Raw genomic sequence first — 22,617 nt, 5'->3', positions numbered from 1 at the left:
GCCTACTGTGCCCGCACCGGCCACAGCCGGCGGCGGCCCGTCCGGGGGCGGGAGACGTCCTCCGCCACCACCTTCGGCAGGTGGTGCGGGAGCCGGCCGTACCAGGTGCGGCTGAGGGCGTAGCCGAAGCCCAGGCAGAGCATGCCGCCGACCGCGTCCAGCCAGAAGTGGTTGGCGGTGGCGACGATCACGACCAGCGTTGCCGTCGGGTAGAGGAGGCCGAGGACCTTCACCCACGGGATGGAGGCCAGGGCGAAGATCGTCACGCCGCACCACAGGGACCAGCCGATGTGCATGGAAGGCATCGCGGCGTACTGGTTCGACATGTTCTTGAAGTTGCCGGAAGCCATCGAGCCCCAGGTCTGGTGCACCAGGACCGTGTCGATGAAGTTGCGCCCGTTCATCAGGCGCGGCGGCGCCAGCGGGTACAGGTAGTAGCCGAGCAGGGCGATGCCCGTAGTCGCGAAGAGGACGAGGCGGGTCGCGGCGTAACGCCCGGGATGGCGGCGGAAAAGCCAGACCAGCACACCGACGGTGACGATGAAGTGCAGGGTCGCGTAGTAGTAGTTCATGGACACGATCAGCCATGTCACCGAGTTGACGGCCCGGTTGACCGTCTCCTCGACCGCGATTCCCAGACTCTGCTCCGCCCGCCAGATCCAGTCCGCGTTGCGCAGGGCCGCGCCCTTCTGCTCCGGCACGGCGTTGCGGATCAGCGAGTACGTCCAGTAACTGACCGCGATCAGCAGGATTTCGAACCAGATGCGCGGGTGGCGCGGCGCGCGCAACCTCTTGAGAGCAGCGGACCGTGCGGACGGCTGCTGCTCCTCGTCCTCCGCAATGGGTGAGGGATCGGTGGCCGTCCGGCCTTCCAGCGTCTTCACGGTCGCGTCACCCATGTGGAGAGAGTCTGCCAGATGCGCACCACCCTTCCGATCATCCTCCGATCGGGTGACGCATGCACGTGCTGCGTGCTATGGATTGCCGAGGATTGCTCGGGACTGCTAAGGACGCGGTCCCGAAGCGGTTGAACCGCGTACTACCAGTTCGGGCATGAAGACGAACTCGCTGTGCGGCGCCGGTGTGCCGCCGACCTCTTCGAGGAGCGTACGGACCGCGGCCTGGCCCATCGCCGTCACCGGCTGTCTGATGGTGGTCAACGGAGGGTCGGTGAACGCTATGAGCGGCGAATCGTCGAAACCGACCACCGACACCTCACGCGGTACGTCCAGACCGAGCCGGCGGGCGGCCCGGATCGCGCCCAGCGCCATCATGTCGCTGGCGCAGACGATCGCCGTGCATCCGCGCTCGATCAGGGCGGAGGCGGCGGCCTGGCCGCCCTCCAGGGTGTAGAGGGAGTGCTGGATCAGCTCCTCCGTCTCCTCGGGGGTGAGGCCCAGCCGCTCCTGCATGGCGGCGCGGAATCCCTCGATCTTGCGGAGTACGGGAACGAACCGCTTCGGGCCGACGGCCAGGCCGATCGCGGTGTGGCCCAGCGACGCCAGGTGCGTCACGGCCAGCCGCATCGCCGCCCGGTCGTCGGGGGAGATGAAGGGCGCCTGCACCTTCGGCGAGAAGCCGTTGACCAGGACGAAGGGAACACCCTGGGCGCGCAGCTGCTCGTAACGCTGCATGTCGGCCGTGGTGTCCGCGTGGAGCCCGGAGACGAAGATGATGCCGGAGACGCCCCGGTCCACCAGCATCTCGGTGAGCTCGTCCTCGGTGGAGCCGCCAGGGGTCTGGGTGGCGAGGACCGGGGTGTAGCCCTGACGCGTCAGGCCCTGGCCGATGACCTGGGCCAGGGCCGGGAAGATCGGGTTTTCGAGCTCGGGGGTTATGAGGCCGACCAGTCCCGCGCTGCGCCTGCGCAGGCGGACAGGACGCTCGTATCCGAGGACGTCGAGCGCGGCAAGTACGGATTCGCGGGTGGCCGCGGCAACCCCCGGTTTGCCGTTGAGCACGCGGCTGACCGTCGCTTCACTGACCCCCGCCTGGGCTGCGATGTCGGCAAGCCGTGCGGTCATGGGAGTGGACTGTACCGGGCGCATGTCAGATTGCCCACCAAGCGCAGGAATCGGGCGGGAGAGTGACCGTATCGCCGTCGATCGACGGGGTTGCGGATGCGATCAGCAGGCGGCCCGGGGTGGGGAGTTCGGCGGGGCGGCGTGTGGTGTTGAGGGTGCAGACGAAGCCGGGGCGGCTGAAGATCAGCAGGCCGTCGGGGTAGCCGCCGGGGGCCTGCTCCCAGTCCATCGGGCCGTCGCCCAGGCCCGGGAGTTCGCGGCGCAGCGCGAGGGCCGAGCGGTAGAGCTCCAGGGTGGACTGCGGGTCCCCGGTCTGGGCCTCTGCGGTCAGGATCTTCCAGGTGTCGGGCTGCGGCAGCCAGGACGGGGCGGCGCCCTCGGGGGAGAAGCCGTACGGCGGTGCGTCGCCCGACCACGGCATCGGCACCCTCGATCCGTCGCGCAGGCCGTCCTGGCCGTCGCTGCGGAAGAAGGACGGATCCTGGCGGACCTGGTCGGGCAGGTCGGTGACCTCGGGCAGACCCAGCTCCTCGCCCTGGTAGAGGTACGCCGAACCGGGCAGCGCCAGCATGAGCAGCGCGGCGGCGCGGGCCCGGCGAAGGCCCAGGGCGTCGTCCCCGCCGCCGTACCGGGTGAGGTGGCGGACCACGTCGTGGTTGGACAGGACCCAGGTGGTGGGGGCGCCGACGAGGGTGGTCGCGGCCAGCGACGTCTCGATCACCGCGCGCATCGCCTGGGCGTCCCACGGACAGTTCAGGAACTGGAAGTTGAACGCCTGGTGCAGCTCGTCGGGGCGTACGTACAGGGCGAGGCGCTCGGGGGTGGGGGCCCACGCCTCGGCGACGCCGATGCGCTCGCCGTCGTACGAGTCGAGCAGTCTGCGCCAGGAGCGGTGGATGTCGTGGACGCCGTCCTGGTCGAAGAACGGCAGGACCTGGGTGCCGATCATCTTGGCCTGCTCGCGGGCGCCGATGTCGGGCAGGCCCTCGGCCTTGACCATGCCGTGGGCGACATCGACGCGGAAGCCGTCCACGCCCAGGCCAAGCCAGAAGCGCAGGATCGAGTCGAATTCCTCGTGGACCTCGGGGCTGTGCCAGTTGAGGTCGGGCTGCTCGGGCGCGAAGAGGTGCAGGTACCAGTCGCCGTCGGGGGTGCGGGTCCAGGCCGGGCCGCCGAAGACCGACTCCCAGTCGTTGGGCGGGAGCTCGCCGTTCGCGCCCCGGCCGGGATGGAAGTGGTAGCGCTCGCGGGCCGGGCCGCCCTGCTGGTCGGCCAGTGCGGCGCGGAACCACGCGTGCCGGTCGGAGGTGTGGTTCGGGACGACGTCGACGATCACGCGCAGGTTCAAGTCGTGCGCCGTGTTGATCAGTTCGGCGGCGTCGTCGAGGGTGCCGAAGATCGGGTCCACGGTGCGGTAGTCGGCCACGTCGTAACCGCCGTCGGCCTGGGGCGAGGCGTAGAAGGGCGTCAGCCAGACCGCGTCGGCGCCCAGCGCGGCCACATGCGGCAGGCGTTCGCGGATGCCGCGCAGATCGCCGATGCCGTCGCCGTCGCTGTCGGCGAAGGAGCGCACGTACACCTGATAGATGACGGCGTCGCGCCACCAGCCGCGCTCCGGGGCCGTCCGGGTGGGTGCGAGCTCCTGCGTCATGAAGATCCCTCTCGTATACGGGGGCGGGCCGGTCCTGGGTCGGTCTACGGGATCAACGCTGGTGCACCTCGAAAGTAACAGGGCTGCAAGTCCTTGCGGTAGTGCTTGCAGATCGGGCAGCAAGGCCGTTAACCCCTGCGCGCACTGGCTGACAAGGGCTTCGACGGCAACTGTGAGGACACGCCGATGTAACGATCGGCTGCTCTTGCGGAAAATCATCGCAAGCTCTTTCGGTCTTCTTTCATCCTTGTTACGTTCCTCGACGACCCGGCGCCGCGACGGAGCGGTTCGGCAGTTGAAGGAGTTCAGATGCGACGTGGCATAACGGCCACCGCCCTGGTCGCGACCCTGGCGCTCGCGGCGACCGCATGCGGCACAGACGACGGTGGCACCGGTGACAAGAAGGCTTCGGGCAAGCTGTCCGGCACCGTCACCTGGTGGGACACCTCCACCGTCGGCAGTGAGGACAAGGTCTTCAAGAAGCTGGCGGAAGGCTTCGAGAAGAAGCACCCGGACGTCGACGTGAAGTACGTCAACGTGCCGTTCGGTGAGGCGCAGAACAAGTTCAAGAACGCCGCCCAGTCCGGCTCCGGCGCCCCCGACGTGATCCGCTCCGAGGTGGCCTGGACCCCCGAGTTCGCGGACCTCGGTTACCTGGCCCCGCTGGACGGCACGGCCGCGCTGAAGAACGACAAGGACTTCCTGGCGCAGGCCGCGGCCAGCACGAAGTACAACGGCAAGACGTACGCGGTGCCGCAGGTCATCGACTCGATGGGCCTCTTCTACAACGAGAAGATCTTCAAGGACGCCGGCGTCGAGGTGCCCAAGAGCATCGACGAGCTGAAGACCGTCTCGAAGAAGATCAAGGACAAGACCGGCAAGACCGGCCTCTACCTGCGCGGCGACGACGCGTACTGGTTCCTGTCCTTCCTCTACGGCGAGGGCGGCGACCTGGTCGACGCCAAGAGCAAGAGCGTCACGGTCGACAAGGAGCCCGGCGTCAAGGCGCTGAAGGTCGTCAAGGAGCTCGTCGACTCCGGCGCCGCGAAGACGGACGCCACCGACGGCTGGGAGAACATGCAGTCGGCGTTCAAGGACGGCAAGGTCGCCATGATGATCAACGGCCCGTGGGCCGTCGCCGACACGTACGCCGGCAAGGAGTTCAAGGACAAGGCCAACCTGGGCATCACCACGGTCCCGGCCGGCAGCAAGGGCCAGGGCGCCCCGCAGGGCGGCCACAACCTCGCCGTCTACGCGGGCTCCAAGAACCTGGAAGCCTCGTACGCCTTCAGCGAGTACATGACCTCCGCCGAGAGCCAGGGCCTGGTCGCCAAGGAGCTGAGCCTGCTCCCGACCCGTACCTCGGTCTACTCCCAGCCGGACGTCTCCGGCAACCAGATCGTCGGCTTCTTCAAGCCCGTCGTCGACAAGGCCGTCGAGCGCCCGTGGATCCCGGAGACCGGCAGCCTCTTCGCGCCGCTGGTGACCGAGTACACCAAGGTCCTCACCGGCCAGACCACCCCGGAGAAGGGCGCCAAGACCACCGGCGACCAGTACCGCAAGCTCCTCAAGGGCTGGAAGTAACAGGAAGGCAGGCCGACTGATGGCTGTCCACACCAGCCAGTCGGTGGCGAAGGCCGCGGGCGACGACGTCGCCCGCGGCCCCAGCCGCGGTGCTGGTAACACGCCGGGCAAGCTCCGGCGGTCGCTCTCGACCCACTGGTACGCCTGGACCATGGTCGCCCCCGTGGTGATCGTGATCGGCGTGATCATCGGGTACCCGCTGTTCCGCGGGATCTACCTGTCGATGACCGACGCCAACGAGCGCAACGTCGAGCGCAGCATCGGCGTCAACCACATGCCCGCGACCTACGAGTTCGTGGGCCTGGACAACTACGCCGACGCGCTCACCGGCGACCAGTTCCTCGGCACCCTCGGCTGGACACTGGTGTGGACGGTCTCCTGCGTCAGCGTCACGTTCCTGCTGGGCCTGGGCCTCGCGAACATCCTCAACCGCAGGATCGCGGGCCGGTCCTTCTACCGGATGATGCTGATCCTGCCGTGGGCCATCCCCGGCTTCGTCTCCGTCTTCGCCTGGCGCTTCCTCTACAACGAGGACCGCGGCTTCCTGAACCGCATCCTGGCCGGCGGCGGCATCGACGCGGTGCCGTGGCTGAACGACCCGACGATGGCGAAGATCTCGGTCATCGCCGTCAACGTGTGGCTCGGCGTGCCGTTCATGATGGTCGCCCTCCTCGGCGGCCTCCAGTCCATCGACAGCGCGCAGTACGAAGCCGCCGAGATGGACGGCGCCAACGCCTGGCAGCGCTTTCTCCACATCACCCTGCCGGGACTGCGCCCGGTCAGCTCCACCGTGATCCTGCTGAGCACGATCTGGACCTTCAACATGTTCCCGGTGATCTTCCTGCTGACGCGCGGCGGACCCGGCGAAGCCACCCAGATCCTGGTCACCCAGGCGTTCAAGTTCTCCTTCGAGATCAGCCCCCGCGACTTCGCGCAGTCCTCCACCTGGGGCGTACTGATCCTGATCCTCCTGATGTTCTTCGCCGCGGTCTACCGGCGAGTGCTCCGCAAGCAGGGAGATGTCTGGTGACCACTGCCCCCCTTACCTCCGCCACGCCGAACGCCCCGCTGCGGGGCCGGCGCTCCCCGCTGGCCTCGGTCGCCCTGCACGTCACGCTCGTCGTGGCGTCGGTGATCGCCGTGTTCCCCGTGCTGTGGGTGCTGCTGACCTCGCTCAAGCCCGCGGCGTACGCGACCAGCACCGACTTCATCAAAGACACGACGCTCGCCAACTACACGAACCTGCTGAACGACACCCCGTTCCTCACCTGGTTCGCCAACTCGCTGCTCGTCGCCGGCCTGACCACGGTCGTCGGTGTCTTCGTCGCCGCCACCACCGGCTACGCCGTCAGCCGCTTCCGCTTCCCCGGCAAGCGCGGCCTGATGTGGACCCTGCTCATCACCCAGATGTTCCCGGTCGCGGTCCTGATCGTGCCGATCTACAACATCATGTCGAGCATGGGCCTGCTCAACCAGCCGGTCGGCCTGGTGATCACCTACCTCACGATCGCCGTGCCGTTCTGCGCCTGGATGATGAAGGGCTTCTTCGACACCATCCCGCGCGAGATCGACGAATCGGGGCAGGTCGACGGCCTCACCCCGTTCGGCACCTTCTGGCGGCTCATCCTGCCGCTCGCCAAGCCCGGCATCGCGGTGACCGCCTTCTACTCCTTCGTCACCGCCTGGGGCGAAGTGGCGTACGCCTCCGCCTTCATGGTCGGCGACGAGAACCTGACCCTCGCGGGCGGCCTCCAGAAGTTCGTCAACCAGTACGGCGCCCAGTGGGGCCCGATGGCCGCCGCCTCCGTGCTCATCGCCATCCCGGCCGCGCTGGTGTTCCTTTTCGCCCAGCGCCACCTGGTGACGGGTGTGTCCGCCGGGGCCGTAAAGGGCTGACCGCCTTCTCCTTCTCCGTATACGTCGGCGGCGCCGGGGCCCGCACACCGGACCCGGCGCCGCTCCCACCCCATGACTTCCAGGGACGACATGACCCAGCACCTCGCTGCTCCCACCGCCCCCACCAGTGGCCCCAGCACTGAAGACCGGCACACCGGCTGGTGGCGTGACGCGGTGATCTACCAGGTCTATCCGCGCAGTTTCGCCGACGGCAACGGCGACGGCATGGGCGACCTCGAAGGAGTACGCCGCCGCCTCCCGTACCTCCGGGACCTCGGCGTCGACGCCGTCTGGCTCAGCCCCTTCTACGCGTCGCCGCAGGCCGACGCCGGCTACGACGTCGCCGACTACCGGGCCATCGACCCCATGTTCGGCACCCTCCTCGACGCCGACGCCCTGATACGCGACGCCCACGACCTGGGCCTGCGCATCATCGTCGACCTGGTGCCCAACCACTCCTCCGACCAGCACGAGTGGTTCAAGCGCGCACTCAAGGAGGGCCCGGGCTCCGCCCTGCGCGACCGCTACCACTTCAGGCCGGGCAAGGGGGAAGCCGGTGAACTCCCCCCGAACGACTGGGAGTCCATCTTCGGCGGCCCCGCCTGGACGCGCACCGCCAACCCCGACGGCACGCCCGGAGACTGGTACCTGCACCTCTTCGCGCCCGAGCAACCCGACTTCAACTGGGAACACCCGGCCGTCGCCGACGAGTTCCGCTCCATCCTCCGCTTCTGGCTCGACATGGGCGTGGACGGATTCCGTATCGACGTGGCGCACGGCCTGGTCAAGGCGGAAGGCCTTCCCGACCTCGGCAGCCACGACCAGCTGAAGCTGCTCGGCAATGACGTGATGCCCTTCTTCGACCAGGACGGCGTCCACGAGATCTACCGCTCCTGGCGGCAGATCCTCGACGAGTACCCCGGCGAGCGCATCGGCGTGGCCGAGGCGTGGACGCCGACGGTGGAGCGTACGGCCAACTACGTGCGCCCCGACGAGCTGCACCAGGCCTTCAACTTCCAGTACCTGGGCACCGACTGGGACGCCGCCGCGCTGCGCGAGGTCATCGACGTATCACTCGCCGCGATGCGCCCGGTCGACGCGCCCGCGACCTGGGTCCTGTCCAACCACGACGTGACCCGCCACGCGACCCGGTTCGCCAACCCGCCGGGCCTCGGCACCCAGATCCGTACCCCCGGCGACCGCGAGCTCGGCCTGCGCCGGGCCCGCGCGGCGACGCTGCTGATGCTGGCGCTGCCCGGATCGGCGTACATTTACCAGGGCGAGGAGCTCGGCCTGCCCGACGTCACCGACCTGCCCGACGCGGCCCGCCAGGACCCGTCGTTCTTCCGCGCGGAGGGCCAGGACGGCTTCCGCGACGGGTGCAGGGTGCCGATCCCATGGACGGCCGGGGGGCCGTCCCACGGCTTCGGTACGGGCGGCAGCTGGCTGCCGCAGCCGGCCGGCTGGGGCGAGCTGAGCGTCGAGACGCAGAGCGGGGACCCGGCGTCGACCCTGGAGCTGTACCGCTCGGCACTGGCCGTACGCCGCGAACACCCCGGCCTTGGCGCGGGCACGGAGGTGGCCTGGCTGGACGCGCCCGAGGGCGTGGTGGCCCTCGCCCGCGAGGGCTTCGTCTGCACGGTCAACACCACGGGCACGGCGGTACGCATCCCCGCGCCCGGCCGCATCCTGCTCGCCAGCGGCGAAGTCACCTACACGGAAGGCGACTTCGACCTGCCGGCCGACACCACGGTGTGGTGGACGGTGTGACCGTTCCCGCGCCGCGGCTGGCGCACATCGCGGAGCACGCCTCCGTCAGTGAGGCCACCGTGAGCCGGGTACTCAACGGCAAGCCGGGCGTCGCCGACACCACGCGTCAGCGGGTGCTCGCGGCGCTCGACGTGCTCGGGTACGAACGCCCGGTGCGGCTGCGGCGGCGCAGCGCGGGTCTGATCGGGCTGGTCACGCCGGAGCTGACCAACCCGATCTTCCCGGCGTTCGCCCAGGTCGTCGAGCAGGTCCTGGCAGGGCACGGCTACACGCCGGTGCTCTGCACCCAACTGCCGGGCGGGGTCACCGAGGACGAGCTGGTCGAGCAGCTGGTGGAGCGGGACGTCGGCGGCATCGTCTTCCTGTCCGGGCTGCACGCCGACCTGTCGTCCGACCCCGCGCGCTACGAGCGGCTGGCGGCGCGCGGGGTCCCGTACGTCCTCATCAACGGCTACAACGAGGCGATCAGCGCGCCCTTCGTGTCACCGGACGACCATGCGGCGATGCGGATGGCGGTCACGCACCTCGCCGAACTCGGACACGAGCGGATCGGCCTCGCGGTCGGCCCGCAGCGGTACGTCCCCTCCCGCCGCAAACGGGAGGGTTTCGTCGACGCGCTCGGCAGCGCGCTGCGGACATCGCGGGCCGACGCGGAACTCCTCGTCCAGCACACGCTGTTCAGCGTCGAGGGCGGCCAGGCCGCGGCCGGCGCGCTGCTCGACGCGGGGTGCACGGGCATCGTCTGCGGCAGCGACATGATGGCGCTGGGCGTGGTGCGGGCGGTGCGCGAGCGCGGCCTGGACGTCCCGGACGACATCTCGGTGGTCGGCTTCGACGACTCGCAGCTGATCGCCTTCACCGACCCGCCGCTGACCACGGTGCGCCAGCCGGTGCAGGCGATGGCGACGGCGGCGGTCGGCGCGCTGCTGGAGGAGCTGGGCGGAAGCCCGGTGCAGCGTACGGAGTACGTGTTCCAGCCGGAGCTGGTGGTTCGGGGCTCCACGGCGCAGAGGCGCGCGTAGCGGAGCGGGCGGCAGGGGGAGTCCCCCGGCCTGCCCAGGTCGGGCCGCGGGGATTCAACGGTCCGGGGAAAGCCCCCTGTCGTACCCGACCCGGCCGGACGGGCGCGTGGGGCCCGGACGTGCCGGGACCCCCGGCCGGCCGAGCCGGAGTCGAGAAGAACGTAACAGCTGCGCAAGACCTTGCGAAAGAGATTGCAAGAAGAAATCTGGCAGATTTCCCGCAGGTTATCGGACTGTGTCGCAAGGGTTGACCGCGCTGATGAGGGCTCGTACGGTCTGCCGCGCAGCAACTTTTCAACTATTGCTGCAAGAACATTCAGGCCTTGAGGGCAAGGCGCGTTGCCGCGCGAGGCTGCACCGTCGCACCCGCACCTCCCCCCATGCAGGAGGAAACAATGGCTCGCAGACCTTTCTCTGCCGCACTCGCCCTCGCCCTCACCGCCGGAGCGGGGCTGCTCGTGGGTCCCACGGGCACCGCTCAGGCGGCCCCGCCCGGCGACAAGGACGTCACCGCCGTCCTCTTCGAGTGGAAGTTCGACTCGGTCGCCAAGGAGTGCACGCGGACCCTCGGACCGGCCGGCTACGGCTTCGTCCAGGTATCCCCGCCGCAGGAGCACATCCAGGGCAGCCAGTGGTGGACGTCGTACCAGCCCGTGAGCTACAAGATCGCGGGACGGCTCGGTGACCGCACCGCGTTCGCGAACATGGTCAGCGCCTGCCACGCGGCGGGCGTGAAGGTCGTGGCCGACAGCGTCATCAACCACCTGGCGGCCGGCAACGGGACCGGCACCGGCGGCTCGTCGTACGAGAAGTACAACTACCCCGGCACCTACTCGGGCGCGGACCTGGACGACTGCCGCTCCCAGATCACGAACTACGGCGACCGGGGCAACGTACAGAACTGCGAGCTCGTCGGGCTCGCCGATCTGGACACGGGCGAGGACTACGTGCGCGGCCGGATCGCGACGTACCTCAACGACCTGCTGTCGCTGGGCGTCGACGGCTTCCGGATCGACGCGGCCAAACACATGCCGGCGGCGGACCTCGCCGACATCAAGTCCCGGCTGAGCGATCCGGGCGTGTACTGGAAGCACGAAGCCATCCACGGCGCGGGCGAGGCGGTCTCGCCGAGCGAGTATCTGGGGTCGGGCGATGTGCAGGAGTTCCGGTACGCCCGTGACCTGAAGCGGGTCTTCAACAACGAGAACCTGGCCTACCTGAAGAACTACGGGGAGGGCTGGGGCTACATGGAGAGCGGGAAGTCCGCCGTCTTCGTGGACAACCACGACACGGAGCGCGGCGGCGACACCCTCAGCTACAAGGACGGCGCGAACTACACGCTGGCCAATGTCTTCATGCTGGCATGGCCGTACGGCTCGCCGGATGTCCACTCCGGCTACGAGTGGTCCGACAGGGACGCGGGTCCGCCCAACGGCGGGACGGTGAACGCGTGCTGGAGCGACGGGTGGAAGTGCCAGCACAACTGGCCGGAGATCAAGAACATGGTCGCCTTCCGGAACGCGGCGCGGGGCCAGAGCGTCACGAACTGGTGGGACAACGGCGGCGACCAGATCGCGTTCGGCCGTGGCGCCAAGGCGTACGTGGCGATCAACCACGAGGGCGGGTCGCTGACCCGCACCTTCCAGACGGGGCTGCCGGCCGGCTCGTACTGCGACGTCCAGTCGAACCGGGTGGTGACGGTCGACGGGGCGGGGCGGTTCACGGCGACGCTGGGGGCGAATACGGCGGTGGCACTGCATGTGAACGCGCGGACGTGCGGCGGCTGACGGCGTGATCCGGGTGCGGGCGCGGGCACGCGGCGGCGCGGGCTGCCTGCGGCGCTGTTCCCCTACCCGCCCCTTCCCGACCCTGGGGCGCTGCCCCAGCCCCCGGTCCTCAAGCGCCGGACGGGCTGGAGTGGCCCGGGGGCTGCTGGGGCTCCGCCCCAGGCCCCGCTCCTCAAGCGCCGGAGGGGCTGGATTTTTCCAGCCTGTCCGGCGCTTGAAGACACGCCCGTAGGGCGTCCGGGGGTCTGGGGGCTTGCCCCCAGTTTCGGGAAGGGGCGGGTAGGGGACAGCGCCGCAGGCGACCCGCACCACCGCGCACCCGCACCCGCACCACATACCAACCAAAGGAGAGCAAGTCCATGTCCAGCAGAGCCGGCGCAGCCCTCGCGGTCGCCCTCTTCGCGGCACTGATACCCGCGCCACCCGCAAGCGCCGCCGCGGCGAAGCCACCCGCCCCGCCATCCGACGCCAAGCTCGCCGCCGAGTCCCCCCGGCACGACCTCACCCGCGAGCAGTTCTACTTCGTGCTCCCCGACCGGTTCGCGAACGGTGACACGGCCAACGACCGCGGCGGACTCACCGGCTCCCGCCTCGAAACCGGCTACGACCCCACCGACAAGGGCTTCTACCAGGGCGGCGACCTCAAAGGCCTCAACCAGAAGCTCGACTACATCAAGAACCTCGGCACCACCTCCATCTGGCTGGCGCCGATCTTCAAGAACAAGCCCGTCCAGGGCACCGGCAAAGACGCCTCAGCCGGCTACCACGGCTACTGGATCACCGACTTCACCCAGGTCGACCCCCACTTCGGCACCAACGCCGACCTGGAGAAGCTGATCGACAAGGCCCACGCCAAGGGCATGAAGGTCTTCTTCGACGTCATCACCAACCACACCGCCGACACCGTCGACTACGCGGAGAAGAAGTACGGCTACCGCCCCAAGGGCGCGTACCCCTACCTCGACAAGTCGGGCAGGCCCTTCGACGACCGCGAGGGTATCCCCAAGACCGACGCCGACTCCTTCCCGTACACCCCGAAGCAGCCCCAGGCCGAGGAAAAGGTCCCGGCCTGGCTCAACGACCCGACGATGTACCACAACCGGGGTGACTCGACCTTCGCCGGCGAGAGCTCCGAGTACGGCGACTTCGCCGGACTCGACGACCTGTGGACCGAGCGGCCCGAGGTCGTCGACGGCATGGCGGACATCTACCAGAAGTGGGTCCGCGACTTCGACATCGACGGCTTCCGCATCGACACCGTCAAGCACGTCGACCTGGACTTCTGGACCGAGTGGGCGACCGCCCTCGACGCGTACGCCGCCAAGCGCGGCCGCGACGACTTCTTCATGTTCGGCGAGGTCTACTCCGCCGACACCGAGGTCACCTCGCCCTACGTGACCCGCGGCCGCCTCGACTCCACCCTCGACTTCCCCCTCCAGGACGCGACCCGCGCCTACGCCTCCCAGGGCGCGCCGGCCGGCAAGCTCGCCAAGGTCTTCGCTGAGGACTTCCGCTACACCACCGACAAGGCCAACGCCTACGAGCAGGTCTCCTTCACCGGCAACCACGACATGGGCCGCATCGGAACCTTCCTCAAGCAGGACAACCCCACAGCGGACGAAGCCGAACTCTTCAAGCGGGCCCGCCTCGCCAACGAGCTGATGTTCCTCTCGCGCGGCAACCCCGTCATCTACTACGGCGACGAGCAGGGCTTCACCGGCGCCGGCGGTGACAAGGACGCCCGCCAGACCCTCTTCGCGTCGAAGACCGCGGACTACCTGGACGACGACCAGCTCGGCACGGACCGCACGCACGCCTCCGACGCGTACGACACCACGCACCCCATCTACAGGTCGATCGCCGAGCTCGCGAAGCTGACGAAGGCCCACCCGGCCCTCCGCGACGGCGTACAGCAGGAGCTGCACGCGGAAGGCTCGGTCTACGCCTTCTCCCGTACGGACGCCAAGCACAAGTCCGAGTACGTCGTGGCGACGAACAACGGCGCCGAGGCGAAGACGGTCGACCTGAAAGTGGCCTCCGCGAACACCGACTTCCGTGCCCTGTACGGCGCTTCCGCCTCCGCCTCCGCTTCCGGGGCGGTACGCAGCGACGCCGACCGCAAGGTGAAGGTCACCGTGCCCGCGCTGTCGTCCGTCGTACTCCGGGCGGCCGAGCCCCTCCCCGCCCCGGCGGCCAAGCCGGCCATCACCCTCAAGGCCCCCGCCGCCGGCGCGACCGGCACCGTGGAGATCGGCGCGGACGTCGAAGGCGGGCAGCTCAACCGCGTCGTCTTCGCCGCCCAGACCGGCAACGGCAAGTGGCGCACGCTGGGCTCCGCCGACCACGCCCCGTACAAGGTCACCCAGTACCTGGACCGGAACGTGAAGGCCGGAACCGCCCTCCGCTACAAGGCAGTCGTAGTGGACAGCGCCGGACGCACCGCGAGCGCCCTCGCCTCGACGACGGCGGGTCAGGCCCCCGCGCCCGGCAAGCCGACGGCCGTCGAGCGCGACTACGCCGTCGTCCACTACAAGCGCCCCGACGGCGACTACGACGGCTGGAACCTCAAGTCCGGCGACAGCTCGGCCACCTTCACGGGGCGCGACGCGTACGGCGCCTTCGCGTGGATCAAGCTCGCCGAGGGTGCCTCGTCCCTCCCGTACACCGTCGAGAAGAGCGGCACGGCTGACGGCCCGCAGCGCACCATGGACCTGGGCCGTACCGGCGAAGTGTGGATCGAGCAGGGCAAGGACGGCCAGGCCACCAAGGCCCCGGACGGCGCCTACCCGCCCCAGGACAAGACCAAAGCCGTGCTCCACTACCAGCGCGCCGACGGCGACTACGACGGCTGGGGGCTGCACACCTGGACGGGCGCCAAGGATCCGACCGACTGGTCCAAGCCGCTGATGCCGGTGAAGAAGGACGCGTACGGCGTGACCTTCGAGGTGCCGCTCGCCGCAGGAGCCACTTCCCTCTCCTACATCCTCCACAAGGGTGACACCAAGGACCTCCCCAGCGACCAGTCCCTCGACCTCACGACGTACGGCCACGAGGTGTGGATGCTGGCAGGGCAGCCGAAGTACCTGCTGCCGCAGACCGGCGGCGCGGCCTCGCTCGACCTGACCAAGGCCGAGGCGCAGTGGATCGACAAGGACACCGTCGTCTGGAAGGTCAAGGCCACCGAGGCCACGAGCCAGCAGCTCGTGTACGCACAGGGCGGCGGCATCTCCGTCGTCGACGGGGCGCTCTCCGACGAGGGGCGCTGGCTACGCCTTTCCTCTTCGGCCCTCACCGACACGCAGAAGGCGAAGTACCCGCACCTCAAGGACTACCCGGCCTTCACCATCGACCCGCGCGACCGCGACAGGGTCCGCGAGTCCCTGCGCGGCCAGGTCATCGCCACCCAGCGCGCCGCAAACGGCGCCCTGCTCGCCGCCACCGGCGTCCAGCTGCCGGGCGTACTCGATGACACGTACAGCCAGGCAGCCACAAAGGCGTCACTCGGCCCGGTCTTCCGCAAGGGCAGCCCGACCCTCTCCCTCTGGGCCCCCACGGCCCAGAACGTCGCCCTGGAACTCGACGGCAAGACCGTCCCGATGAAGCGTGACGACACGACCGGCGTCTGGTCCGTCACCGGCACCAAGAGCTGGACGGGCAAGCCCTACCGCTACGCCGTGAAGGTCTGGGCGCCGAGCGTCCAGAAGGTCGTCACCAACAAGGTCACCGACCCCTACTCGACCGCGCTCACCGCCGACTCGGCCCGCAGCCTCGTCGTCGACCTCACCGACCCGAAGCTGGCTCCCAAGGGCTGGTCGACGCTCAAGAAGCCGGCGGCGACCCCACTGCGCGACGCACAGATCCAGGAGCTCCACGTCAGGGACTTCTCCGTCGCCGACCGCACCGCCAAGCACCCGGGGGAGTACCTGGCCTTCACCGACCGCGACTCGAAGGGCATGAAGCACCTCGACAAGCTGGCCAAGGCCGGCACGTCGTACGTCCACCTCCTCCCCGTCTTCGACATCGGCACCATCCCCGAGAAGAAGACCGACCAGCAGCGCCCCGCCTGCGACCTCTCCGTCTACGCACCCGACTCCGACGAGCAGCAGTCCTGCATCTCGAAGGCGGCGGCGAAGGACGCGTACAACTGGGGCTACGACCCGCTGCACTACACCGTCCCGGAGGGCTCGTACGCCAGTGACCCGGACGGAACCCGCCGCACCGTCGAGTTCCGCCAGATGGTCCAGGGCCTGAACGGCTCCGGCCTGCGCACGGTCATGGACGTGGTCTACAACCACACCGTGGCCTCCGGCCAGGCGGACAAGTCCGTACTCGACAAGATCGTGCCCGGCTACTATCAGCGGCTGCTCGCCGACGGCACGGTAGCCACGTCCACCTGCTGCGCCAACACCGCACCCGAGAACGCCATGATGGGCAAACTGGTCGTCGACTCGATCGTCACCTGGGCACGGGACTACAAGGTCGACGGCTTCCGCTTCGACCTCATGGGCCACCACCCGAAGGCGAACATCCTGGCCGTACGCAAGGCCCTCGACGAGCTGACGCCCGCCCGCGACGGCGTCGACGGCAAGAAGATCGTCCTGTACGGAGAAGGCTGGAACTTCGGCGAGATCGCCGACGACGCCCGCTTCGAGCAGGCCACCCAGAAGAACATGGCCGGCACGGGCATAGCGACCTTCTCCGACCGCGCGCGTGACGCGGTGCGCGGCGGCGGGCCCTTCGACGAGGACCCGGGCGTGCAGGGCTTCGCCTCCGGCCTCTACACCGACCCCAACTCAACGCCTGCCAACGGCACTCGGGCCGAACAGAAGGCCCGCCTCCTCCACTACCAGGACCTGATCAAGGTGGGCCTGACCGGGAACCTGGCGGCGTACACCTTCACCGACACAGCCGGCCGTACGGTCAAGGGCTCCGAGGTCGACTACAACGGCGCACCCGCCGGCTACGCGCAGGCCCCCGGCGACGCGCTCGCCTACGCCGACGCCCACGACAACGAAACCCTCTACGACGCGCTCGCCTTCAAACTGCCGAGCAGGACGTCGGCAGCGGACCGCTCCCGCATGCAGGTCCTGGCGATGGCCACGGCGGCACTCTCACAGGGCCCGGCACTCTCCCAGTCCGGCAGTGACCTCCTCCGCTCGAAGTCCCTGGACCGCAATTCCTACGACAGCGGCGACTGGTTCAACGCGATCCACTGGGACTGCGGCGACGGCAACGGCTTCGGCCGCGGCCTGCCGCCCGCAGCGGACAACAAGTCCAAGTGGCCGTACGCCAAGCCCCTGCTGACGACCCCGGCCGTGACACCGGACTGCCGAGACATCGAGGGCGCGTCGGCGGCGTACCAGGACCTGCTCAAAATCCGCACGACGGAGGAGACCTTCAGCCTCACGTCGGCGGACGAGGTGCAGCAGGCCGTCTCCTTCCCCCTCTCCGGCAAGGAGGAGACGGCCGGCGTCATCACCATGCGCGCCGGTGACCTGACCGTGGTCTTCAACGCGACCCCGTCCGAGCAGAAGCAGCGGATCACCGACCTCACGGACACGCCATACGCCTTGCACCCGGTGCAGGCGGCGGGCGCGGACGCGACGGTCAAGAAGTCGACGTACGACCCAACCACAGCCACCTTCACCGTCCCGGCCCGCACGGTCGCGGTCTTCACCCGCTAGCAACCGGGGCTCGGCCCCGAACCACGTTCCTCAATCACCGCAGCCGGACCGCGAAGGATCCGGTCCGGCTGCGGTTCGCGATCGCTGTACATCGTCCTGGAGATCGTGATTCTCCCGGCTCGCCTCAGCGCCGGGAACTACTGTCGCGAGCATGGTCGAACACGACGCCCTCAGTGCCACCCGCGAGGCCTACGACGCTGCCGCACCCGCCTATGCGCAGCTGTTCCGCGACGCGCTGCGTGACAGCCCCCTGGACCGCGCGATCTTGGGTGCCTTCGCCGAGGTCGTACGTGCGAGTGGGGACGGTCAGGTAGCGGACCTGGGGTGTGGGCCTGGCCATATCACCGCCTATCTGGACGAGCTGGGGCTGGCGGCGTTTGGTGTTGATGCCTCTCCTGCGATGATCGAGTTGGCTCGACAGGCCTATCCGGGTCTGCGGTTCGACGTGGGTTCGATGGCCGCGTTGAACATCGCTGACGGCGTGCTGGGCGGCGTACTCTCACGTTGGTCCATCATCCACACTCCGCCACAAGAACTCCCCGTCATCCTGGCGGAGTTCCACCGGGTGCTGGCACCTGGCGGCCACCTTCTGGTCGGCTTTTCGGCAAGCGGTGATCCGTCTCGCCCGACGCAGGTCTTCGATCACACAGTCGCGCCGGCCTATCGGTGGTTGCCTGATCACCTTGCCGCGATGCTGCGCGAGTCCGGGCTGGCCGAGGTGGCCCGGATGGTTCGTGAGCCTCAGCCCACCGACCGACGGCAGTTTCAGGAGGTTCAAATACTCGCCCGCAAAGCCCAGGCAGGGGCTGCCTGACCGAACACACGACCGCGTCCAACCACGCCTGGCTCGGCCGCCTGCTCGCGGTACGAGAAGACCCGCGCTCCCTCAGGAAGCGCGGGCCCGTGGCGGTCACCCCGGTGGGGTCGTGTCCGCCGCATTGGGCGGCTTCGTAACCACGCCGTCCAGCGGAGTCAGCAGCCAGTGCTCGTCCTCCCAGCTGACGGTCTCCACGACCTTGACTGGTCGTCTGTCCGCTCCGGCGGTTCCGGTCAGCCGGACCTTCCAGACGTCCGGGAAGTCGGAGGTGCGGTTCCAGGTGACGTCCCACTCCTGGCCGCCGTATGCCGCGATCCGGGCGTGCGCGTCCTCCTTGCCGTGCGGATGGTCGTCGAGGAGGCCGGCCAAGCCGTCCTCGTCCGCCTTGTTGAGGAGGTTCACGTACTCCCTGAGAAAGCGGTCCTGGTCCGCCAGGTCCGCCTTCTTCTCCGACCCGCCGCACGCGGAGAGCAGCCCCGCGCACAGCACGGCCGCGCACAGCGCGCCGAGGCGGGACACCCGGCGTGCGGGATCAGGTGCGGAAGGCGTAGTACGTCGCTCCCCGGTTGGACGCCACAATGCTCGCCACCGACTTTCGGTAGGTGTCGTTGGAGTGGTACGTGAGGTAGGGGACACCGCTCGAGCTCCGGTACGTGGTGATCATCGAGTGATCCTTGGACCCGTTGCTGCTGAAGTCCATCTGGAGGATGTCCCCGACGCCCATGTGGTACACATTCGACAGGTTGTACGTCCGCTTGCTGTGGAGCGCGAACGACGCCCAGTAGTTGACGCTCGTCCAGGACCAGGTCTGGTTGGACGAGTTGTACCACCAGTTCTTGTAGCTCTTGTACCAGCCGGTGTCGTTCTTCCACCCGCCGGCCCTCAGTGACTGACTGATGAAGTTGGTGCAGTCCCCGCCCACGCCGTTGAACGTGCGGTAGGACGGGTTGTAGTTCTTCCAGTACTTCTCCGCGTACTTCGCCATGGCGGTGTAGTTGTAGCCCGCCGTGGCGGAGAGCTTCGACTGGGGCTGGGCCGGCTTGGTGGTCCCGGCGGCCTCACCCGACGGTGCTGCCTCGCCGCCCTCGTCCACGACGACGGTGTCCGGCGCGTTGACCGCGGCGGGACCTCCCTCGTCGACAGACGCGATGCCCGTGAGCTGCCAGGTGCCGTCCGCGGCTGCGGTGAAGGTCAGTTTGTGCCGCGCCTGGAACCCCGTTGTGGGTGGCTCGTCACCGCGGATCTGCTTGTACGTGAGCACCGTGGTCTCGGTGGCCTCCGCCGTCGCGCGGTCACCGGTGACGTCCACCTTCTCAATGTCGACGTCGACATCCGCCGCGGTGTAGCCCTCGCGCAGTTCGGCCAGCCGTGCCTTGCGGTCGAGCAGCCCGGTGACGGCGCGGTCCTCGGCACGAGCCAGACGGCTGCTGATACGCACGTCACCGACCGCGGCTGTCGCCGCGCGGGCCGCAGGCCGCGCCCCGTCGAGCAGGGCCGAGGTGCGCTTGGTGAGCACGGCGTCGGCGAGGGCGGCGAAATCCCCCGCGACCTTCTCGTCGACCGTGCGTTCGGCCGAAGCGCCGTCGGTGTGCTCCGAGCCGTTGCCGACGGCGGCGTTCGCGCCGTGAACCGGCAGCAGTACGGCCGACAGTGCTACGGCGAGTGCGCCGACGGCGAGCGATTTCATTCTCGTAGTGGGTCTCATTCCTGTTTCCCCCTGATTCCGGGCGTGAGCCGCCCTGTTGGGCGACTGTCGCACACGGAGCACTCCTCTGGGCGGCATTTAGCCGGTTTAATATACGATTATTTCGGAATGATCTGTTCCGTCCCATCGCTCGTCAGCGCTGAGCGTCAACGCGGGTTCCGGGGGAATCCGTACCGTATGACTCGCACCGAGCAACAGGTCGACAAGGCCCCGCGCCGCACCCACCTTTCCTGGTGGGCCAAGGTGGTCGGCGTGTTCGCCGTGCTGGGGGTGCTGCTGCTCGTCGGCAGCAGGCTCAGTCTCCTGCCCGGCCTCGACGACGTCTTCGGCGAGGAGACGCACGACCGGTCCGGCCCGGCGCTTCTGAAGTCCATTCAGGACATGAGCCGTTACGAGGCGGCCTCCGGCAACTTCCAGGTGGTCGTCGACCTGGAGAAGGACGCCAAGTTCCTCCCCGACGCCCTCCGCGGGACGCGCACCCTGTACGTCGGCGCCGGCACCGTCGGCGCGTACGTCGACCTCGGCAAGGTGGGGGAGGGGCAGGTCACCGTGAACGAAGAGCGCACCGCCGCGACTCTGCGGCTGCCGCACGCGCGGCTCGGCAAACCGGCCCTGGACGCCGACCGTTCGTACGCCGTCTCCAAGGAGCGCGGCCTGCTCGACCGGCTCGGGGACTTCTTCTCCGACAACCCGGCCGACGAGCGCGCCGTCAACCGCCTCGCCGCCCGTCACATCGGCGAGGCCGCCAAGGAGAGCGAACTGGCCGCACGCGCCGAGAAGAACACCACCAGCATGCTCCAGGGCCTGCTGCACTCACTCGGCTTCACGGACGTCACCGTCCGCTACGGCGACGGCGTCCGCTGACCCGGTACGGTTCCCGACGCCGGAGCCAGGGCGGCCAGCCGCACGATGAGATCACCGAACAGTCCGTCGCCCGGCTCCAGCGCGAGGATGTCCAGCAGGATCCCCGCCATCTCCGCGTCGTACGCCGCACTCACCGCCGCCAGCGCCGCGAAGTCGTGCACCAGCTGCAACTCCAGCTCGGCACGCGGGATCTCCCGCCCGTCCAGCCAGATCAGCGCCGTCGACTCGGCGAGCGACACCCATGACCGTACGACCATGGCCAGCCTGGCCGGGGGATCGGTGATCCCGAGGTGCGCGAGGATCTGCTCGTACGCCGCCTGGCGCACCTCGTCGATCATGGCGTTCGTCGTCGACGAACCGACCGCCGGGCCGCCCCGCATCAGGGCGGAGAAGCCGGGACCGTGATCGTCGACGAAGTCGAAGAAGCGGCCCATGACCCGCAACAGCCGTACGCCCAGCGGCCCTTCGAGCGGCTCGACGAACCGCGCGGCGAGCTCGTCGGCCGCCCGCCGCAGCGCGGCCTCGTACAGGCTCTGCTTGCCGGGGAAGTAGTGATAGACGAGCGGCCGCGAGATGCCCGCGGCGGCCGCTATCTCGTCGATCGACACGTCTTCGGGCGAGCGGTGGCTGAACAGCTCCAGTGCGACGCTGATCAGCTGCTGCCTGCGTTCCTCGACGCCCATCCTTCGGCGCACCCCGGTCGTCATACGAGCAGCGTAACCGTCGCCGCTCGTTACAGGTCCAGCACCAGACGGTCACCGTGCGCCCGCGAGACGCAGATCAGCATGGAGTCGTCACGCTCGGAGTCCGTCAGGAGCTCGTCGCGGTGGTCGATCTCGCCCTCCAGGACACGCTGTTGGCACGTACCGCAGAAGCCCTGCTCACAGGAGTACGAGACGCCCGGGACCTCGGGGCGGACGGCGGCCAGGACCGTGCCGTCGGCGGGGACGGTCACGGTGCGGCCGGTGCGCCGGAGTTCGACTTCGAAGGCGCCGCCGGTCCCGCCGGAGGGGGCGCCGGGGGTGAAGCGCTCAAGGTGGAGGGTGCGGCCGGCCGGGAGGGCTTCGCCGACGGCGGCCATCAGGGGCTCGGGGCCGCAGCAGTAGACGGCCGTACCCTCGGCGGCGTCCGCGAGGGCAGCCCGCACGTCGGGGATGCCGTCAGTGTCCTCCGCGACGATCGTCACGCGCTCGGGGGCAGCGAGCTTCTCGATCTCGTCGATGTACGGCATCGAGGCGCGGCTGCGGCCGCCGTAGAGAAGCGTCCAGTCGGCGCCCGCGGCCTCGGCGGCGCGCAGCATCGGCAGGACGGGCGTGATGCCGATGCCGCCCGCGACGAAGACGTAGGACGGCGCTTCGACGAGGGGAAAACGGTTGCGCGGGCCGCGGATCTCCACCTCCGAGCCCTCGTGCAGCTGCTCGTGGACCTCGCGGGAGCCGCCCCTGCCGTCCTCGATGAGGCGGGTGGCGAGGGTGTACGTACTGCGGTCGGCCGGATCGCCGCACAGGGAGTACTGGCGTACCTGGCCGGAGGGCAGGACCAGGTCGACGTGCGCGCCGGGCGTCCAGGCGGGGAGGTCCGCCGTGTCCAGTGCCTCCAGGTGCAGCTCGACGACGCCGTCGGCCGGTGCGGTGCGGCCGGTGACGAGGAGGCGGAGGGAGGCGGGGGCGCGGGAGGCGGCTCGGGTGCCCGATATCGGGTTCTCCAGGGCCGGCATCGGCCACAGCGGGGAGCGCCTGATACGGCGGCGCAGGGCCCGCTGCGCCAGCACAGCGGCGCCCGTGGCGAGAACGATCGTGCGTACACGGGGCAT

15 protein-coding genes and 1 pseudogene are annotated in these 22,617 nt (G+C 69.2%); 9 read left to right on the top strand and 7 right to left on the bottom strand.

Annotated elements, in window-relative coordinates:
- Positions 1 to 2 precede the first annotated feature (2 nt).
- From J7E96_RS12995 to J7E96_RS12985, 3 genes are all read right to left on the bottom strand, one after another.
- A complete protein-coding gene (locus J7E96_RS12995) occupies positions 3 to 899 on the bottom strand; it encodes a phosphatase PAP2 family protein (protein ID WP_215130721.1) in 897 nt (298 codons plus the stop codon).
- Positions 900 to 1,004: 105 nt separating this feature from the next.
- Positions 1,005 to 2,024, bottom strand: a complete 1,020-nt coding sequence (locus J7E96_RS12990; RefSeq protein ID WP_215130719.1) for a LacI family DNA-binding transcriptional regulator — start codon at positions 2,022 to 2,024, stop codon at positions 1,005 to 1,007.
- Between the two features lie 25 nt (positions 2,025 to 2,049).
- Complete coding sequence (locus tag J7E96_RS12985) at positions 2,050 to 3,675, bottom strand: glycoside hydrolase family 13 protein (protein WP_215130717.1); 1,626 nt, start codon at positions 3,673 to 3,675, stop codon at positions 2,050 to 2,052.
- A 309-nt stretch (positions 3,676 to 3,984) separates the two neighbouring features.
- On the opposite strand from J7E96_RS12985, the gene J7E96_RS12980 reads away from it, so the two are divergent.
- The 8 genes and pseudogenes from J7E96_RS12980 to J7E96_RS12945 all read left to right on the top strand — a co-directional run bounded on the left by J7E96_RS12980 (position 3,985) and on the right by J7E96_RS12945 (position 18,232).
- The gene (locus J7E96_RS12980) at positions 3,985 to 5,259 is read left to right on the top strand and encodes an extracellular solute-binding protein (protein ID WP_215130715.1); all 1,275 of its coding nucleotides are present in this window, start codon (positions 3,985 to 3,987) and stop codon (positions 5,257 to 5,259) included.
- A 19-nt stretch (positions 5,260 to 5,278) separates the two neighbouring features.
- Entirely contained in the window at positions 5,279 to 6,289 is a 1,011-nt protein-coding gene (locus tag J7E96_RS12975) for a carbohydrate ABC transporter permease (RefSeq protein ID WP_215130713.1), read from the top strand.
- Positions 6,283 to 7,155, top strand: a complete 873-nt coding sequence (locus J7E96_RS12970) for a carbohydrate ABC transporter permease (RefSeq protein ID WP_251069837.1) — start codon at positions 6,283 to 6,285, stop codon at positions 7,153 to 7,155. Before J7E96_RS12975 ends, J7E96_RS12970 begins: the two co-directional genes overlap by 7 nt.
- Positions 7,156 to 7,245: 90 nt before the next feature.
- Positions 7,246 to 8,925, top strand: coding sequence for a glycoside hydrolase family 13 protein (locus tag J7E96_RS12965; protein WP_215130756.1), 1,680 nt, complete (start codon positions 7,246 to 7,248; stop codon positions 8,923 to 8,925).
- Positions 8,910 to 9,947 carry a LacI family DNA-binding transcriptional regulator gene (locus tag J7E96_RS12960; RefSeq protein ID WP_215130709.1) on the top strand — a complete coding sequence of 346 codons (1,038 nt, stop codon included), beginning with the start codon at positions 8,910 to 8,912 and terminating at the stop codon, positions 9,945 to 9,947. Before J7E96_RS12965 ends, J7E96_RS12960 begins: the two co-directional genes overlap by 16 nt.
- A gap of 395 nt (positions 9,948 to 10,342) precedes the next feature.
- Positions 10,343 to 11,731: pseudogene (locus J7E96_RS12955) on the top strand (alpha-amylase family protein); the annotation flags it as partial.
- Between the two features lie 362 nt (positions 11,732 to 12,093).
- The gene (gene pulA / locus J7E96_RS12950) at positions 12,094 to 17,418 is read left to right on the top strand and encodes a pullulanase-type alpha-1,6-glucosidase (protein ID WP_215130707.1); all 5,325 of its coding nucleotides are present in this window, start codon (positions 12,094 to 12,096) and stop codon (positions 17,416 to 17,418) included.
- A gap of 151 nt (positions 17,419 to 17,569) precedes the next feature.
- Positions 17,570 to 18,232, top strand: coding sequence for a class I SAM-dependent methyltransferase (locus J7E96_RS12945; RefSeq protein ID WP_215130705.1), 663 nt, complete (start codon positions 17,570 to 17,572; stop codon positions 18,230 to 18,232).
- 96 nt (positions 18,233 to 18,328) lie between these two features.
- Here J7E96_RS12945 and J7E96_RS12940 read toward each other — a convergent pair whose 3' ends face one another.
- Together J7E96_RS12940 and J7E96_RS12935 are read right to left on the bottom strand one after the other, a co-directional pair.
- Positions 18,329 to 18,754: a hypothetical protein gene (locus J7E96_RS12940; RefSeq protein WP_215130703.1), complete on the bottom strand. Its 426-nt coding sequence runs from the start codon at positions 18,752 to 18,754 to the stop codon at positions 18,329 to 18,331.
- Between the two features lie 13 nt (positions 18,755 to 18,767).
- Complete coding sequence (locus J7E96_RS12935; protein ID WP_251069827.1) at positions 18,768 to 19,922, bottom strand: amidase domain-containing protein; 1,155 nt, start codon at positions 19,920 to 19,922, stop codon at positions 18,768 to 18,770.
- 195 nt (positions 19,923 to 20,117) lie between these two features.
- Here J7E96_RS12935 and J7E96_RS12930 point away from each other — a divergent pair, with 195 nt between their 5' ends.
- Entirely contained in the window at positions 20,118 to 20,804 is a 687-nt protein-coding gene (locus tag J7E96_RS12930; RefSeq protein WP_215130698.1) for a DUF4230 domain-containing protein, read from the top strand.
- Here the strand turns inward: J7E96_RS12930 and J7E96_RS12925 are convergent.
- Positions 20,783 to 21,511, bottom strand: coding sequence for a TetR/AcrR family transcriptional regulator (locus tag J7E96_RS12925; RefSeq protein ID WP_215130696.1), 729 nt, complete (start codon positions 21,509 to 21,511; stop codon positions 20,783 to 20,785). The two genes, J7E96_RS12930 and J7E96_RS12925, sit on opposite strands and share 22 nt — an antisense overlap.
- Positions 21,512 to 21,537: 26 nt before the next feature.
- Positions 21,538 to 22,617: a PDR/VanB family oxidoreductase gene (locus J7E96_RS12920; RefSeq protein ID WP_215130694.1), complete on the bottom strand. Its 1,080-nt coding sequence runs from the start codon at positions 22,615 to 22,617 to the stop codon at positions 21,538 to 21,540.

Source organism: Streptomyces sp. ISL-96, assembly GCF_018614035.1.
In the GTDB taxonomy this organism is placed as follows: Bacteria; Actinomycetota; Actinomycetes; order Streptomycetales; family Streptomycetaceae; genus Streptomyces.
The sequence above is the reverse complement of the archived record's forward strand: the minus strand, read 5'-3'. Positions and strand labels throughout refer to the sequence as shown.

What these genes read in the sequence shown, in the direction of transcription:
- J7E96_RS12995 (WP_215130721.1), bottom strand. Translation starts at nt 899, where the DNA reads ATGGGTGACGCGACCGTGAAGACGCTGGAAGGCCGGACGGCCACCGAT.
- J7E96_RS12990 (WP_215130719.1), bottom strand. Translation starts at nt 2,024, where the DNA reads ATGACCGCACGGCTTGCCGACATCGCAGCCCAGGCGGGGGTCAGTGAA.
- J7E96_RS12985 (WP_215130717.1), bottom strand. Translation starts at nt 3,675, where the DNA reads ATGACGCAGGAGCTCGCACCCACCCGGACGGCCCCGGAGCGCGGCTGG.
- J7E96_RS12980 (WP_215130715.1), top strand. Translation starts at nt 3,985, where the DNA reads ATGCGACGTGGCATAACGGCCACCGCCCTGGTCGCGACCCTGGCGCTC.
- J7E96_RS12975 (WP_215130713.1), top strand. Translation starts at nt 5,279, where the DNA reads ATGGCTGTCCACACCAGCCAGTCGGTGGCGAAGGCCGCGGGCGACGAC.
- J7E96_RS12965 (WP_215130756.1), top strand. Translation starts at nt 7,246, where the DNA reads ATGACCCAGCACCTCGCTGCTCCCACCGCCCCCACCAGTGGCCCCAGC.
- pulA (WP_215130707.1), top strand. Translation starts at nt 12,094, where the DNA reads ATGTCCAGCAGAGCCGGCGCAGCCCTCGCGGTCGCCCTCTTCGCGGCA.
- J7E96_RS12945 (WP_215130705.1), top strand. Translation starts at nt 17,570, where the DNA reads ATGGTCGAACACGACGCCCTCAGTGCCACCCGCGAGGCCTACGACGCT.
- J7E96_RS12935 (WP_251069827.1), bottom strand. Translation starts at nt 19,922, where the DNA reads ATGAAATCGCTCGCCGTCGGCGCACTCGCCGTAGCACTGTCGGCCGTA.
- J7E96_RS12930 (WP_215130698.1), top strand. Translation starts at nt 20,118, where the DNA reads ATGACTCGCACCGAGCAACAGGTCGACAAGGCCCCGCGCCGCACCCAC.
- J7E96_RS12925 (WP_215130696.1), bottom strand. Translation starts at nt 21,511, where the DNA reads ATGACGACCGGGGTGCGCCGAAGGATGGGCGTCGAGGAACGCAGGCAG.
- J7E96_RS12920 (WP_215130694.1), bottom strand. Translation starts at nt 22,617, where the DNA reads ATGCCCCGTGTACGCACGATCGTTCTCGCCACGGGCGCCGCTGTGCTG.